This window comes from Nocardiopsis alba DSM 43377 (assembly GCF_000341225.1).
Taxonomy (GTDB): domain Bacteria; phylum Actinomycetota; class Actinomycetes; order Streptosporangiales; family Streptosporangiaceae; genus Nocardiopsis; species Nocardiopsis alba.
Genome location: NZ_ANAC01000029.1, coordinates 20,775 through 36,230 on the forward strand (window position 1 = coordinate 20,775; position 15,456 = coordinate 36,230).

A 15,456-nucleotide genomic window follows, 5' to 3' on the forward strand; every position below is an offset into this window, starting at 1 on the left:
GGACCCGAAGGTGGGAGGTCGTACTCGCAGGGACGGCTTCCAGAAACAGGTGGGGGAGGTCGCCTTTCTCAAGAGGGGGAGGGGTCCGTGAGACGGGCGGTCACTGTCTCGCGCAGACGTTCGGCCCTGGGGTCGGACAGGTCCGCGATGGTTTTCAACGCTTCGCGCCGATGTTCACGCGCGGCCTCCGGTTCACCGATGTCGGACAGCACGGTGGCCAGGCGGTCGAGGCACTCCGCGAGATCGTGGTAGGCCTTGTTCCTGCGATAGCCGATCGCCGCCTGCCGGAAGAACCGCGCGGATTCTTTCAGACGTCCGGTCGACCGGTGGACCTGCCCCGCCCCCTCGAAGGAACGGGCCTCTCGCACGTGATCGCCGATCGACCGGTGGAGGAGGGCCGCCTCATGGAAGTTCGCCAGAGCCTCCTCCGGCCGGTCGAGTAACTCGTGGATCCGACCGAGTTCCAGAAGCGCGAACCCTTCCCGGACCGCGTTGTCGAGTTCTCGGGCGACGTCGAGAGCGCTCAGGACGTAGGACAGAGCCCGGTCGAGGGAACCCAGATGCCGCCATGCCGTACCCAGGCAGACCAGACAGGCGAACTCGCTCATCCTGTTACCGGTCTCCCTGAGAATCGCTCTGGCCTTCTCGGCCAGGGCCACCGAACCGTGGAGATCTCCCGAATCGAGTAGAGCGTCGGCCAGGTTGCCGAGGACGATCCCCTCCCAGGTCCGTTCGCCCAGACGTCGGGCGGTCGCGAGTGAACGTTCGAAGACCTCACGTGCCCGATCGACCCGATGCTCACGCAGATGTGCCAGCCCCAACGCGTTGAGGGACATGGCCTCACCGAGTTCATCGCCCAGTTCTCGACGCAGCCGCAGAGCGTGGCGATGCCGCTCGATGCCCTCTTGCGTGCGATGGGATTGCACGTAGGCCATCCCCAGACTCTCCAGAAGCTCCGCCTCGGCGGCGTGTTCTTGCTCGCGTCGGGCCGCGCCCAGTCCGAGGAGAGTCGTGGAGATCCAGGCGTTCATGGGTGTTCTGTAGACGTAGACGTGTCTCAGCACGATCGGTAGACGCCATGCGATCGAGTCCATGCCCGCTTCGGAGGCGGCCTCGGTCAAAGCGACCAGGTTCCTGTTCTCGGCCTCGAACCATCGGACCGCGTCCGCGTTGTCGGCGAACTCGCGAATGTCACCGGCAGCGTCCTCGTTCGATGCCGAGACCGATTCGAGCCGACGCAGGGGTGAATCCACCGCTCTGGAAGCGCTATCGGCGGTGCACAGATACCGGTTCAGCAGACGTTCCAGCGCTTGGTAGCGGCTCTCGGGCGACTCTTCACGACGAGCCTGGTCCAGAGCGTAGGAACGTAGGAGATCGTGGAATCGATATCGGTCCGGGCCGATCTGTTCCACCAGGTGGGCGCCGACGAGTGTGTCCAGGACACGTCGTGCCCGCCTGAGCGGAAAGTCTCCGAGAACCGCGGCGGAGCCCGCGTCGAAGTCATGGCCGGGGTGCAGCCCGAGTAGCCGGAACAGGCGTGCGGTCTCCTCCGGCAGCGCCCGGTAGGACCAGGCGAAGACACTACGAACCGCGTCGGCCTCGTCCTCATCGTCGGTGGCGAGAGCGTCCCAGAGAGCGGACTCGTCTCGCAGGTCCTGGATCAGCTCCGCCAACGGCATGTGGGGTCGTCCCGCCGCTCGTTCGGCGGCTATGCGCAGGGCCAAGGGCAGCTCTCCGCACAGACGGGCCAGCTCGGCGACCTCATGCGGCTCGTCGCGTGGCCGATGGCTCTCGGTGACGTGTTCGAGGAGTTCCACGGCCTCCTCCGGCTCCAGCGTGCGCACGGTCAGACGCCGAGCACCATCTCTGGCGACCAAGCCGGACAGCCGGTCCCTGCTGGTGACCAGCACGACGCAGGCCGAGGAGCCGGGTAGTAAAGGGCGTACCTGCGCCGCGGTCGCCGCGTTGTCGAGGACGACGAGCACGCGTCGTTCGGCCAAGAGGGAACGGTAGAGGGCGGAGCGGTCGTCGAGATCTGCGGGCACGGCGTCGGCGGGCACCCCAAAGGCGCGAACGAAGCGCTCCAGCGCCTGATCCGGGTCGATGGGTCGACCGGCACCGTACCCTCGCAGATCGACGTAGAGCTGACCATCGGGGAAACGGTCGCGCACTCGATGGGCCCAGTGCAGGGCCAGAGCGGTCTTGCCGACGCCGGCAGTCCCGGTGATGACGTGGACGGGTGCCTCGGAAGCGCCGTCGAGGTCCTCGGTACTCAGATGGGTGCTGAGCACCTCCAGCTCCCCGATCCGATTGACGAACCCGTGAACGTCACCGGGCAGCTGTCCGGGTACGGGGGAGGAATGCGTCGGCGGGTTCTGGCCGTAGAAGTGGATCCCGCCCTGGACGTCCCTCGCCTGTACCGCGCGTCCCGCGACCGCCCCCATCCGAGCGCTGTCGCCTGTGGCGGGCTGCTCGGCGGAGCCCCCATCGGGCTCGGAGGATCTATGGTCGCTCACGGTCGAGCGTCACCCCCTCGACCTTGCGGGGGAAGTAGCTCCTCAGGTCCTCGCCGACCTGGTGGAGGGCGGCGACCTCCGCGCGGCATTGTGTGATGACGGCGCGGTCGGTGAAACGGACGCCGCCCTGGAGAACCCCCTGGTCGTCGTACTGGATCCGGTACATCACCTCATCGCCGAGCCCCACGATCTCGGGTACCGGACGTTCCCGTTCCCAAGCGGCCAGAGGCTCGGCGGAGATGATCCTGATGTCCTCACCGCACTGGGCTCGTAGGTGGAGGGAGTGCAGTTCCCACAGAAGATAGGTCGTGAAGGGCTTCTCCACGACACGGGTCCTTCGCAGCACGCATCCCGCTCGGGCGAGTTCGGTGAACTGCTCTCGCAGGGAGGCGCGGTTGTCCTCCAGAAACCGTAGGGAATCGTCTCGGTGTCCATCGCGGAAGGCCAGCCAACTTTCGCTTTCCGGCTGGTGAAAGACCTGTTGCCGTTCGAGCTTCCAGACTTCGGCGTTCCTGAGAGAGGTCAGACGTCCGTCGAATTCATCGAGGTAGGGATCGAGCTCCAGGCTCTCACCAATGAGACCATCGATGGTGTCAAGCATCGGGGATGTCCGCTTTCGCTGATATGAGGGTGTTGCGGGGGATGACGACCAGGCGTTCGTCCTTTGCGATGACGGCTCCCGCTGGAAGGCGTTCCGTGTAGGCGTCGGTCAGATCGCGTCCGATCACGGCGATGTCACCGTTGTCGAGCTCCCAGATGTCGGGGCAGCCGCTGACTTTGTCGGTGTTGCCCAGTTCGACCGGGGATCTCCCCAGCCTGCGCGCCATGTTCGCTTCGGGGTTCGCTTCCCAGGGACGTGTCATGGTAGGCCCTCCTGCGCGTTCTTGGAATCGGGGGGTGAACGCGTGTGAGAAAAATACCATGGCGGTCGTATCGATCAGATCGACCATTCGTTCTCTGTGGAGATGTCGGCATGGTTCGAGTTTGATGATTGCTTGTATGTCTTGATGGTATGTCTATGTCGATGAATTATGCGCATGAAGTGGTATTTGGTGTCGATGTCATGTGCTGATGTATTGGTTTTTCCTGGGCTTCAAGTCGTGTCCTCGTTTTTTTCGAAGGGGTTCCTTCGGGGGTTGGAGAAGGCCTGGTGGGTGGGTTGTCGGTGAGGTCTATTCGCTTCTTCGGGAGCGGGTGGTGGGGGATGTGGGCCACCCGTGAGACGGGGCCTTCCTACCCGGGGACCGGAGCCGCCTTCGGGTTCCACCGTGGAATGTGTCGGATGGTGGTTCTCCCCGGGCCGAACAGGGACAGCAACGGCTCCAGGGCGTTCTCCGGATCGGTGTCGGCGCGGCAGGAGACGAGGTCGATCTGGGCCGCGCGATGCTCGGGCCAGGTGGACACGACCAGGTGGGACTCGGCCAGGGCCATCATGTGGGTGACGCCGTGGTCCGGGTACCCGGCGGGCGCTTCGAGGAGTACCCGTACGCCCAGCCGTCGCGCGGTGGCGTGCATGGCCTCACCGACGTCCTGAGGCGCGGGGTCCACGACGCAGTCGTTCAGGTCGATGGCCAGACAGATCACGCGGCCTCCCCGACCCGAACCTCGGGCACCGGTGTCGTCAGGCGACCGGCGGCGGGGGAGCGGTACGGCCGTCGAGGAAGGGACGCCCAGTGGGCGAACCCTCGTGGCGACGCCTCGAAGGCGTCCTCGTTCGGAGACGGGGCGACCCGGTCGATCTCGGCTCCGGGTCCGGTGATGACGTGGAACCCGGGGCCCTCGGGCCCGACCGGGCATGAAGTGAGCGACGTGTGGAGTGTGCCGGGTTCCGACGCGCGGGGGAACTCGACGATGACGGGCGAGCGGTGGTGGTTCACGGAAGACCTCCGACCGAAGACGATGGATGGTTCCAGGGTCGCCCACCGGCGGGCCCCGGGCCAGGTCACCGGTTGTCCACCACGTTGTTCACCCCCTGCTCGGGCATGGTGGACAGCCCGGGGACAAGGAACGCCGAGACGACCACCCGCGCTCCAGCGAGGAGGATCCTCTTCCGCGGACCTGGTTCTCCGCCCGACCCAGGACCGCGGGTGCGGGTATGAGAGGTCGATCCGCCGGGTACGGAGGTGAACGGGGTCCACCAGCACCGATCCCCGCCCCGCTCCCCCTGACCGAGGACGTGGTGCGTGACACCACCCACCCCCCGACCCAGCCCCTTACGTCAGGTCCGCGTCGATCGCGGTCTGACCCTGGAACAGGTGTGCGCCGACCTGGACCACCGGTCACGGACCGGGTCCAGCGGGGTCACCCCGAGCATGCTCTCCGGGTGGGAGCGCGGCCGGCGCACCACCAGCCGCCGCTACCGGGACCTGCTCACCGACTACTACGGTCGTCCGATCGAGGAGTTGTTCGTCCACCAGGACGGCGCGGTCGAGTCCGGGAACACGTCCTGTCTGGTCAACGGCCCCCGTGACCTGCGCGAGGCCATGAGCGAGGTGGCGCGAACGGCCGCCTCCCATCTGGCGGTGACCGGGTCCCGCTCCCGCGACGTCGCCTACCTGAAGACCATCGAGAAGGCGCTCGCGGCACGCCCGGAACTGGTCCACTACCGGCTGCTGTTCGGACCTCCTCGCAACAGGGCCCTGCACGCCCACCTGGGGCGTTTGTTGGAGGCCCGCGACCCCGACGACCGGTCGTTGGGGATGAAGACCCTGCACATCGGTCTCATCCGTCCCGAGCAGGACATGCCGGAGCGGTTCTTCGTCGCCTCCGAGCGGGCCGCCGTCGTCCCCATCCCCTCCCTCACCAGCGCCTATGGTTTCGACTCCGGGGTGCTGCTCGGTCCACCCGCCGCCGAGCGTCTACTGGACCACGCTCGCCAGTGCTATGCCGCGGCCACTCGGGTGGAAAGCCTCGAAGCCCTGCACGGACTCCTTCCCGCTCCCTCACACCCCCGGGATCGCTCATGGCCGACCTCCGCACCTCTCCCGCCCTGCTCCGAGCCAGGGCCGACCTCGACTCGGTCCTGGAACTGATCCGGGACCTGGTCCGTATCCCGACCCGGGGCGGCATCGACCCCTACGACGACGCCGTCGACCATCTGGGCCGGTGGATGGCGGAGAAGAGCCTGAAACCGACGGTGCTGCGCGACGACACCGGCTCGGCCGTCGCGCTCACCGCGTCCGTTCGTGGAGAAAGACCCGGGCCGACATGGGTATTGGACGCCTGCCTGGACACCGCGCCGTTCGGTGACGAGGCCGCCTGGACCCACCCGCCCACCGGCGGAGACGTGCACGAGGGGTGGCTGTGGGGACGTGGGGCCGCCGACTCCAAGTCCGCGGTCGCCGTCTTCTGCCATCTGGCCGCGCGCCTGAGACACGAGGCCGCGCACCTGCGTGGAGACCTGGTGCTCCTGTTCGACCTGGACGAGCACACCGGCGGCTTCGGCGGGGCCGAGCGCTACTTCGAGGGCCCGGACGCTCCGACGGACATCGGCGGCGTGATGATCGGTTACCCCGGGATGGACAAGCTCGTCGTCGGTGGTCGGGGCGTGTATCGCGTACGGCTCAGGGTGCACGGGCGATCCTCGCACTCGGGGGGAAGGCGGAGCACGCCGAACGCGATCGGCAAGGCGGCGGCGATCGTTCGGGCGCTGGAGGAGAAGCCACTGCCGGGGCCGGCCGAGGGCTTCGGGCCCGGAAAACTCACGGTGACCGCCATCGAAGGCGGCACGGGGTTCTCGGCGGTCCCCGATCTGTGCGCGGTGAACGTGGACGTGCGCACCACCGCCCGCTTCACCGGGAAGGAGGCCGCCGACCTGGTCGCCGCGGTGGTGGCCGAGATCGACGCCGCGTGGCCCGGCACCCCACCGACCCTGGTGGAGGAGCGCACACGCTGGCCGGCGTACGCCCTACCGGAGCGGTCGCCCCTGCGGTCGGCGCTGCTGGGGGCCGCAGCCGAGCAGGGCATCGATGTGGTGGCCGAGATCGCCGGCCCGTCGAACATCGGTAACCACCTCGCCGGGCTGGGGATCCCGGCCACCGCCGGCTTCGGCGCCGTGTACGAGGGACTGCACGCCACCGACGAGCGGGTCCTGATCGAGACGATCCCCATCGCGCAGGCGGTGTACGACCGGGCGGTACGCACCCTCATGGGGTGAACCGCCTTCGAGTCCCACGACCGGCGGTTTCACCTCTTCTCAGGTGCCCCACTCCCGTGGTGCCCAGGGCCATGCAGTCGTACATCGAGTAGCCCGCGTGGTGGTAGACGTCCGCCCCGGACCGGCTTCGCCACCCCGCCGGAAAAGAGGTTGGAACCCTCGGCCGCCCCTTGCTACAGTCCCGGCATGGCTTCTTGAGTGCTCTTCCTTCTCCCGCGTCCGCGGCCATCGCCCGGCGGGATCCTTTCCGATGACGCAGAGAGCACTCGTGGCCATTTCCTCTTCTTCTCCTTCCGCTTCCGCGCACCTTCGTATCGACGCGGTCTCCGTCTCCTTCCCGGACCGTCGCGTGCTCACGGACGTGTCGTTCGTGGTCTCCTCGGGCGATCGGGTCGGCCTGATCGGCGAGAACGGATCCGGCAAGTCCACGTTGCTGAGGGTCGCCGCGGGGCTGTTGTCGCCCGACGCGGGGACGGCTCGCGTGGTCGGCGGGCAGGACGGCACGTCGGCGGTCGGACTGCTGCATCAGGAAGCGCCCTTCGCCCCCTCGATGACGGTGCACGAGGCGATCGAGACGGCGGTCGCTCCGATCCGGGCCGCGGTCGCGGCGGTGGACCATAGTGCCCAGGCCCTGGCCGAGGCTCCTCAGGACGCCGAGGTGGAGCGGGCGTACGCGCACGCTCTGGACGTGGCCGAACGCCTGGACGCCTGGAGCGTGGACGCCCGTATCTCCACGATGCTCGTGGGGTTGGGCCTGGCCTCCGTACCGGGAGAGCGGCGCACAGGGGAGCTCTCGGGCGGGCAGCGGTCCCGGCTCTCACTCGCCTGGCTGCTGCTCCGCGATCCGGACGTGCTGCTGTTGGACGAGCCCACCAACCATCTGGACGACGCCGCCACGGAGCATCTGCGTCGTGTGCTGCTCGGCCGGCGCGGTCCGGCGCTCCTGGCCAGCCACGACCGGGCCTTCCTCGACGAGGTGGTCACGTCCCTGGTCGACCTCGATCCGGCGCCGATCCCGCACCGGCTCGCGGACGAGGTCCGGGAGGACGGTCCGGGATCGGGGGTCGGGGTGACCCGGTTCTCCGGCACCTACAGCGACTACCTCGTCTCGAGGGCCGAGGCCCGCCTGCGCTGGGAGCGGCGGTACCGCGACGAGCAGGACGAGCTGAGAAGGCTGCGGGCCGGTGTCCAGGACAATCAGCAGGTGGGGCACGTGAACTGGAAGCCCCGCACGGAGTCGCGTATAGCCAAGAAGTTCTACGGGGATCGCAACGCCAAGGTCGTCGCGCGGCGGGTCAACGACGCCCGTGCCCGTTTGGAGACCCTGGAGAAGGAGCAGATCCGCAGGCCCCCGGAGGAGTTGGCGTTCGCCGGTCTCACCGCCTCGGGCGTTCCGACGGTCACTTCGCCGGAGGACGATGGACCGCTGCTCACCGCCTCCGAGGTCCACGTGCCGGGCAGGCTCGCTCCGGTGTCGTTGGCGCTCGGGGCGGGGGACAGGCTCCTGGTCACCGGTGCCAACGGGGCCGGCAAGTCGACGCTGTTGCGCCTGATCTCGGGCCGTCTCGCACCGGTCTCGGGAACGCTGAACCTGCTTTCGGGGCAGCGCGTGGGGCTGCTCGGTCAGGACGTGACCATCGCGCTCTCCCACGAGGACGGTTCGGAGCGCACCGTCTCCGAGGCCTACACGGAGGCCGTCGGGGCCGAGCGCGCCGAGCGGACCCCCTTGTCGACCTTCGGGCTGCTGTCCGGGCGCGACGAGCATCGTCCCGTCGGGGTGCTCAGTCTCGGGCAGCGACGTCGTCTGGAGTTGGCGATCCTGCTGGCCGACCCACCCGAGCTGCTCCTGCTCGACGAGCCCACCAACCACCTGTCGCTGCCTCTGGTCACGGCGTTGGAACGGGCGATCGGCGAGTATCCGGGCACCGTGGTCATCGCCTCGCACGACCGCTGGATCCGTGAACGCTGGGCCGGAGCGCGGCTCGATCTCGAAGCCGAGTCGACGGGTTGAGCGTCGGTGCCACCCGGGCGAGGGCACACCGCCGTCGTTCAGGAGGCCCCCGCGTCGATCAACCAGTGGTAGCGCAGTCGGAGGGCGCGCTCGGTGGCGGCGAGCGCGGCCGCGATGGCGAGGGTGACGTCCAGCCATCGCGGTAGGTCGAACAGCGGCTCGATCCGGCCGAAACGCTCGGCGATGGGAGGGATTTCGGAGAGCGGTACCGCGATCTCCTGGGCCAGGAGGGCGAGACCGACCAACAGGAACACGATCGATACGGCACCGATGGCGCGGCTCACCCCGGGATGCCTGCGTCCGAAGCGGGCGCGCCGACCTTCAGGGGACCGTGGGTCGGGCGTGAGCAGGCGTTCGGTGCCGTCGTCGGCCACGAAGTGGCAGCGCTTCATCCCGTAGTCGCTCATGTCCACTTCGATCACCCCGCCCTCGATGGGGAAGGCGACGGGCATCCTTCCCACCGCGTGTTGACGCCCGTCGAGGTACAACCTGGCCTCGACCTCTCCGGAGGACTGGTTCCCCCAGTGCCGCACGTCCACCGCGTAGCGGCGGGGCGGTCCCCACGGGTCGGCTTGGTCGAGGTGGAAGAGCGCCCGGCCCGGGACCTGCCACCAGCGGAAGCGCTGGAGCGCTCGGCCATCGCCCGGGGCGACGCGCTTCTCGGCCTGGCGGCGTCGCCACTGCTGATACACGGCTTCCTCCTCCACTCGGGGGTCCACTAGTACGCTGTGCTAGTGGAATGATGGCACACTAACACACCGTGCTAGTACAGTGTGTTGGAAGGAGGTCGGTAGGAACATGGACGACGAGCAGCCGTCCGGCACGCGCGAGCGCATCCTCGCGGCGGCCGCGGAGATCATCCAGGAGGGTGGGGTGACGGCCCGCCTCAGCGTCCGCGCCGTCGCGGCGCGGGCCGGGGTGAGCAGCGGCTCCCTGCGCCACCACTTCCCCACCCAACAGACCCTGCGGGACGAGGTGATGCGCCGCATCTACGACTGGATCGCCCCGGCGCACAGCATCCACGACACCTCGATCCCCGCGCGCGACCGCCTCGTGGAGAGCCTGCGAGAGATCCTGACGGCGGTGGGATCCGCGGAGCAGGCGCGTGCGGCCATGGGTGAGCTGACCCGGACCTTCATCACCGGTGAGCAGAGCGCCCAGGTACGCGAGGCCTATCTGACGATCGATCGGGACACCCGGCACCGCGTCGAGAAGTGGCTGGCACTCCTCGCCGAGGAGGAGGGACTGCCCCTCGAAGGCATACCCGGCCGCGCGAGCCTGTTGTGCACCGTGCTCAGCGGCCTCGGCCTCGAACGGGCGCTGCCCGCGGAGGACTCGCTCGCCCAACGCGAGACGGAGACCCTGTACCGGGCGGTGGACGCGGCGCTCACCCCCTGACGAGGGGCGGCGGACCTTCGCCCGCCCCCGAGATCGGCGGCGCACCGCCTTCCGGCCTCGCGAGGGCGCCGTTCCCGTTCCCTTCAGGGGACTCGCGAGGCCGGACCGGTCGGCCCGAGCCCTACGGAAGCCGCTCCAGCAGCCAACCGGCGAGCTCTTCGGTGACCAGCGTGTGGGTGTCGTTCTGAGAGGAGAGCTTGACCTCGTGGAAGGGGGTCTTCTCCAGCTCCTCGTCACTGATCGGCGTGTAGAGGTCGTCGTTGGAGGCCGGCTCCCGGGCGGCGATGGCGCTGACGGCCGGGACGAAGCAGTGCTCGCGGATCGGGTTGTCGACCTTGAGGCCGTACAGGGGCGGGAGGTCGTTCAACGTGTTGGCGAGGATGCCGAAGCCGTAGAGGGTGCCGCCGGGCGCGCTGTCGATGTCGGGCATCCCGTGGGTGTAGACCTCACGTGTGGGGGCGCTGACCACCCGGAGCCTGGCGACCAACCGGTCGTTGCCCGTGGACTGGGTGAGCAGTTCCGTGCCGGTGATGGAGAGCCCCTTACCGATGACGGCTTCGACACCGGGGGTCACACCGTTGCCCTGGCCGGTGGAGGGACCGTTGGCGATGGCGATCCGGTGAGGCTCCTGCGGCCATTGGCCGACCTCCTCCAGCGCACGCAGGAACTCCAGACGCCGCTCGCTCATGGCGGGCTCGTCCTCCCAGTGCGCGATGTGCCTCCAGAGCAGTTCCTGGGAGGCGTCGCTGTTGATCTGGTTCGAGAAGTCGGCGTTGAGCCCCTTGATGTAGTGCGCGAACGCCTGGAGGGCGATGGGGACCCAGGCGCCGTTGTGCGGGCTGTCGTAGGAGAAGTAGAGCCGCGCCTGGTGCTCGGTGCCCTCGGTCTCCATTGCCGCCAGGGCGTAACGGCTGACCAGGCCGCCCATGCTGAAACCGCCGACGGACAACGGGTGGTCGCCCTCGCGACGCTCGATCGCCTTGGTGATGGCCTTCTTCACCGTCTCCGCGTTCTTGAGGATCGAATCGCTGCGATCTTTGTAGCCGATCAGGACGACGTCGTAGCCTCGGCGGCGGATCTCGCTCAGGAGCGGGTAGGGGCCGTACTCCAAAAGCTCCCAGCTCAGATCGATGTCGCTGGGGCCGACGCTGAAGCCGTCCGCCGACAGGACCGGGCGGGTGAGTCGATCGTTGCCTTCACCGAGGTAGACCCAGGCCTTGCCGTCCGGGAACTCCCAGATCTCGTCGGCCTCGGGCGCGGTGTGCTCGGTCTCGCGTGGACCGGGCGCCAGGATGATCGGGGGAGCGTCCTGGAGGGCTTCGGCGGCCTGCTCTTCGGTGATGCTCATGGCATTCCCTAGCTGAGAGTATGGGGCGGGGCCCCGCGTCACGGATCGCATGCCGGGTCCGTCGCTTGAGGGAATCGCGGCCGTCCCCGGCGAAGCCCTGGCAGCCTACTGGTCACTTACCGTGCTTGAACAGGATCTTATGGTGACGAATGCCTGGTGTGCGGGGGTATGGCCGCCGAGGGATCGGAGAGAATTTCCGTCCCGTACGAACGGACGGTCTTGCGGCGGGCCGGATACCGGGCATCCGGCCCGCCGATCGACCGATGGGCCTGCTCCGCGACCGTTCGGATCACGCCTGTGGGAGATGGTGCGGCCGAGCCCCACCGGGTTCGAAGGGGTGCCCCGCACCCCTGGCTCAGCGGGTCCAGGCCCGGTGCGCCACGAGGGACGTGAGCCCGCAGCCGAGCAGGAAGAACACGATCCGCGCCTCGTGGACGACGAGGTGCACGGGGTGGCCCAGGTTCGGGCTGTACGACAGTCGCAGAAGGCCGATGTCGAAGTGACCGCCGTAGCCGATGTGGACCTTCGTCCAGGCCAGGGCGAAGGCGAGGTTCAACGCGAGAAGGCCGAGCCCGGCCCCCAGGAGAAAGGCGCGGACCGGTCTTCTCCGATGGACGGCTCCCTCGCCGTGGGGGAGTTCGGTGGTGTCGCTCCGTGGGGGGTGTGGAGTCATGTCCCGCGTTCTTCGTGGTCGGTCGAGCGCGGTTCGTCGCGCCCTTCCTTCCTACACCACACCGTCCTTCAGGACTCGATCGAGCGCCGCCCGGCCCGCCGGCCCCCAGGTCGGCTTACCGCCGGGCAGGCCCTGGTCGCCGTTGCGGCCCATGAGCATGAGGAACAGGCTCTTCAAGGCGGCCAGACCACGGGCGCGCCGGATCGTCCCCTCGTCCGCTCGCTCGTACGCGTCGAAGAAGGTCTTGGCGGCACCGTCGGGAAGCAGCACCCAGGCGGCGGCGAGGTCCCAGGCCGGGTCTCCGGCGAGCAGGTCTTCGAAGTCGACCACGCCCGAGAGCGTTCCGTCCGTGCCGATGGCGTTGGCGGGGTGGAGGTCGCCGTGTACCCAGAACGGCGGGCCCTCCCAGGCGGGAGCGGCGACGGCGTCCTCCCATACGGCCCGGACCCGGTCGGCGAGATCGTCGGGGACGACCGCGTGGCAGAAGTGGTCGAACCCCTCCGTGTACTCACCGGGATGTCCGCCGCGGGTCTCACTGATCGGCGCGTCCGCGGGCGCCTCCACGTGGAGGGCGTTGAGGAAGTCGGCCAGGACGACGGCCGCGTGTTCGCCACGATCGATGGGGGCGCGGTCCAAGGGCTCGCCGGGGATCCAGGTCATGACGGTCCAGGGCCTGGGGAAGCGGGCCGACGGCTCACCGGACCGCACCGGGACGGGGATCGGAAGGGGAAGGCGCGGGGCCAGGAGGGGCAGCCAACGGCGTTCCCGAAGCTGGAGCCTGGCGGCGTCGTCCATGCGCGGCATCCGCACGGCCAGGTCTTCTCCCAGACGCCACATCTGGTTGCCCCAGCCGCCCTCCACCTCGTGGATGCTCCGGCCCGCCAGGTCCGGATGCTGTTCGCGCAGCAGGTCGTCGATCAGCTCGGCGGTGATCTCGATCGGGGCGTCGCTCATGAACGGTCACACTAGCCGGACGAGCCGGCCCCGGTGGTATCGGTGGGCTCTCAGGGGACGACCATGGAGGTCGAGGGCCTTTCGACCCTCGACCTGTCCCGTCTCCGCTTCGAAGGGCGTGCCCTAGAAGGAGACCTCCCGCCACAGCGCGCGCACGCCGCCGTCCCGATCCTCCTTCCGCAGGTCGACGGGCAGGTCCCAGATCCGTACCGGGGTGTCGTCCGGGCCGGCCGCCGCCCACCCGGGGTCGCCGTGCGAGGCGAAATCGGCCCACGCGCGGATCATGCGTTCCGACAGGTCACGGTGTCGATCGGTGGAGGGGCCGTCCAGGAAGAACGCGCTCTGTCCGGAGTCGAGTTTTCCGAAGACGAACGTGAGGTCGAGCTCGTGGCAGGCCCCGAGCGCGCCGTCCAAGGCGGGGCTCTCCCAGGTGAATCGGGACAGGAAGGTCCGTCCGCCGGCGCGCGCGTGCTCCTCGCCGATACGCATGCTGTACTCGGAGAACAGACCGTCCCCGGCGATCGCGTTGTACAGGTCGGACGGGGACGCGCCGGGGAGCAGTGCCCGGTACCCGTCGACGGCGTCCTCGCCCAGCCCGAAGGAGACCGCCGCGTGCCTCAGGCCCTCCTCGTCCTCGACGGGGGAGACCGACTCCAACGCCGTGAACAGGGTCCATTCGTGCTGTGTGTGGCAGACCAGCAGGTCGGTGTCGCGGGCGGCCCCGGAGGCGATCGCGCGTAGCGGGTTCTCGGGCAGCACCTCACCGTCCAGGATCGGGGCGTAGGGCATCGAGACGTAGTGGTTGAACCCGGCGTTCCGATCGCCCCTGAAATACGCGATCACGGCACGGGTGGCCTTGATGAGGGCCTCCGGCGGGATGTCGTCCCAAGGGCCCTGACCGAGCGGGACACCGAGCGCGGCGCCGACCCGTTCGGTGACCTCGCGCGCGTGGTCGACGGCGCGGAAGTCACTGGGAGCACTATGTGCGATCGCCCTGGTGAACAGTCCGCGCGCCGAGGGCATCGTGAGCAGTGCGGCGACCGAACCGGCGCCCGCCGACTGCCCGGCGACGGTGACGTTGTCGGGGTCGCCGCCGAACTCGGCGATGTTGTCGCGCACCCACCGCAGTGCCGCCACCTGGTCGAGGAAGCCCCGGTTGTCGGGGCGACCGGGGACGTGGCCGAAGCCCTCGAAACCGAGGCGGTAGTTGAGCGAGACGACGACCAGTCCGGCCCGCGCGAGCGGGCTCGCCTCGTACAGCGGCTCGGCGGCGGTGCCGAAGAGGTAGGCGCCACCGTGGATCCACACCAGTACCGGGAGCGGCCCGGGGTGGTTCCTCGGGGCCCACACGTTGACGGAGAGGTATTCCGCCTCGTCGTCGGGGGTCCAGGGCGGGGCACCGGGGAACGAATTCGACTGAGGGGAGATCGGTCCGAACCGGGTGGCGTCCCGGATGTCATGCCAGGGAGTGGGCGGGACCGGGGCGCGGAATCGGGCGGCGCCCGTCGGTGGCCCGGCGTAGGGGATGCCGCGGAAGGCGACGATGTCGTCGGTCAGGGGGAGACCGCGTACCCGACCGTTGCGGGTGTGCGCTACGTGATCCATGTTTCTCCGCTCCGGTACATCGGAACCCCGGTGGGGTGGACCCGGGGCCGCCGGGAAGCGTAACCGGTCGACCTCTCGTCCAGGTCGCGGAAGCGGGGAGAAACCGGTCTTCTCTCCCCTGACCGGTCGGAGGCGGGCCGGTAACCTGGAGGGATGGTCGATCCACTGGACGAGGGGCCGCTCTACCACGGCACCAACGCCGACCTGCGGGTCGGAGATCATCTCACCGCCGGTTTCCGCTCCAACTACCGGCCCGAGATCGTCATGAACCACATCTATTTCACCGCGTTGATCGACGGAGCGGGGCTCGCCGCCGAGATCGCCGTCGAACTCGCCTCGGGCGAGGGGACCCCGCGGGTGTACCTCGTCGAACCGACCGGGGTGTTCGAGAACGATCCGAACGTCACCGACAAGAAGTTCCCCGGCAACCCCACGCGCTCCTACCGGAGCACGGATCCGCTGCTGATCGTCGAGGAGGTCACCGACTGGACGCGGCTGAGCCCCGAAGCGCTCCAGATGTGGCGGGAGCGGCTCGCCACCCTTCGCGAGGAAGGCCGCGACGAGATCATCAATTAGGGAGACAACCCGACGTTTCGAGCCGGGTGCCGATGCGATCGGTGCCCGGCTCGGGCGTGGGCGGGGTCTCCGTTCGTGAGATGGGTGAGAGTGTCCCTCTTCTGCCTTAGGTCGGGAAGTCGACGAAGGCACTCAACCGAAACCGAAACAGAAAAGACGGGAGAAGTCTCCATTTCGATTCCCCGGTATTCGGAAAGCGCTCGCTGATTTCTCGTTCCC

14 protein-coding genes are annotated in these 15,456 nt (G+C 68.7%); 5 read left to right on the forward strand and 9 right to left on the reverse strand.

What is annotated here, in order from left to right:
- Positions 1 to 68: 68 nt before the first annotated feature.
- The 4 genes from D451_RS0123920 to speD all read right to left on the reverse strand — a co-directional run bounded on the left by D451_RS0123920 (position 69) and on the right by speD (position 4,100).
- The gene (locus D451_RS0123920; RefSeq protein ID WP_017536282.1) at positions 69 to 2,444 is read right to left on the reverse strand and encodes an ATP-binding protein; all 2,376 of its coding nucleotides are present in this window, start codon (positions 2,442 to 2,444) and stop codon (positions 69 to 71) included.
- Between the two features lie 58 nt (positions 2,445 to 2,502).
- Positions 2,503 to 3,117 (reverse strand): DUF6879 family protein, encoded by a 615-nt coding sequence (locus tag D451_RS0123925; RefSeq protein WP_017536283.1) that lies wholly within the window; start codon positions 3,115 to 3,117, stop codon positions 2,503 to 2,505.
- Entirely contained in the window at positions 3,110 to 3,379 is a 270-nt protein-coding gene (locus tag D451_RS0123930) for a hypothetical protein (protein ID WP_017536284.1), read from the reverse strand. The genes D451_RS0123925 and D451_RS0123930 overlap by 8 nt, the downstream gene beginning before the upstream one ends.
- A 370-nt stretch (positions 3,380 to 3,749) precedes the next feature.
- On the reverse strand, positions 3,750 to 4,100 hold the full coding sequence (gene speD / locus D451_RS0123935; protein ID WP_017536285.1) for an S-adenosylmethionine decarboxylase: 351 nt from the start codon (positions 4,098 to 4,100) through the stop codon (positions 3,750 to 3,752).
- Positions 4,101 to 4,699: 599 nt separating this feature from the next.
- Here speD and D451_RS0123950 point away from each other — a divergent pair.
- The 3 genes from D451_RS0123950 (at position 4,700) to D451_RS0123960 (ending at position 8,683) form a co-directional block, all read left to right on the forward strand.
- Positions 4,700 to 5,548, forward strand: a complete 849-nt coding sequence (locus D451_RS0123950; protein ID WP_017536287.1) for a helix-turn-helix domain-containing protein — start codon at positions 4,700 to 4,702, stop codon at positions 5,546 to 5,548.
- On the forward strand, positions 5,479 to 6,672 hold the full coding sequence (locus tag D451_RS0123955) for a M20 family metallopeptidase (protein WP_017536288.1): 1,194 nt from the start codon (positions 5,479 to 5,481) through the stop codon (positions 6,670 to 6,672). Before D451_RS0123950 ends, D451_RS0123955 begins: the two co-directional genes overlap by 70 nt.
- Positions 6,673 to 7,021: 349 nt before the next feature.
- Positions 7,022 to 8,683 carry an ABC-F family ATP-binding cassette domain-containing protein gene (locus tag D451_RS0123960; protein ID WP_017536289.1) on the forward strand — a complete coding sequence of 554 codons (1,662 nt, stop codon included), beginning with the start codon at positions 7,022 to 7,024 and terminating at the stop codon, positions 8,681 to 8,683.
- A gap of 38 nt (positions 8,684 to 8,721) precedes the next feature.
- Here D451_RS0123960 and D451_RS0123965 read toward each other — a convergent pair whose 3' ends face one another.
- Positions 8,722 to 9,375, reverse strand: coding sequence for a hypothetical protein (locus D451_RS0123965; protein WP_017536290.1), 654 nt, complete (start codon positions 9,373 to 9,375; stop codon positions 8,722 to 8,724).
- 106 nt (positions 9,376 to 9,481) lie between these two features.
- Between D451_RS0123965 and D451_RS0123970 the strand changes: the two genes are divergently transcribed.
- Positions 9,482 to 10,081: a TetR/AcrR family transcriptional regulator gene (locus tag D451_RS0123970; protein WP_017536291.1), complete on the forward strand. Its 600-nt coding sequence runs from the start codon at positions 9,482 to 9,484 to the stop codon at positions 10,079 to 10,081.
- A 121-nt stretch (positions 10,082 to 10,202) separates the two neighbouring features.
- On the opposite strand, the gene D451_RS0123975 is transcribed toward D451_RS0123970, so the two are convergent.
- The 4 genes from D451_RS0123975 to D451_RS0123990 all read right to left on the reverse strand — a co-directional run bounded on the left by D451_RS0123975 (position 10,203) and on the right by D451_RS0123990 (position 14,661).
- Positions 10,203 to 11,429: an esterase/lipase family protein gene (locus tag D451_RS0123975; RefSeq protein WP_017536292.1), complete on the reverse strand. Its 1,227-nt coding sequence runs from the start codon at positions 11,427 to 11,429 to the stop codon at positions 10,203 to 10,205.
- Positions 11,430 to 11,784: 355 nt separating this feature from the next.
- On the reverse strand, positions 11,785 to 12,102 hold the full coding sequence (locus tag D451_RS0123980; protein ID WP_017536293.1) for a hypothetical protein: 318 nt from the start codon (positions 12,100 to 12,102) through the stop codon (positions 11,785 to 11,787).
- A gap of 51 nt (positions 12,103 to 12,153) precedes the next feature.
- Positions 12,154 to 13,056 (reverse strand): aminoglycoside phosphotransferase family protein, encoded by a 903-nt coding sequence (locus D451_RS0123985; RefSeq protein WP_026125324.1) that lies wholly within the window; start codon positions 13,054 to 13,056, stop codon positions 12,154 to 12,156.
- Between the two features lie 123 nt (positions 13,057 to 13,179).
- Complete coding sequence (locus D451_RS0123990) at positions 13,180 to 14,661, reverse strand: carboxylesterase/lipase family protein (RefSeq protein WP_017536294.1); 1,482 nt, start codon at positions 14,659 to 14,661, stop codon at positions 13,180 to 13,182.
- A 153-nt stretch (positions 14,662 to 14,814) separates the two neighbouring features.
- Between D451_RS0123990 and arr the strand changes: the two genes are divergently transcribed.
- Positions 14,815 to 15,237 (forward strand): NAD(+)--rifampin ADP-ribosyltransferase, encoded by a 423-nt coding sequence (gene arr / locus D451_RS0123995; RefSeq protein ID WP_017536295.1) that lies wholly within the window; start codon positions 14,815 to 14,817, stop codon positions 15,235 to 15,237.
- Positions 15,238 to 15,456: the final 219 nt, after the last annotated feature.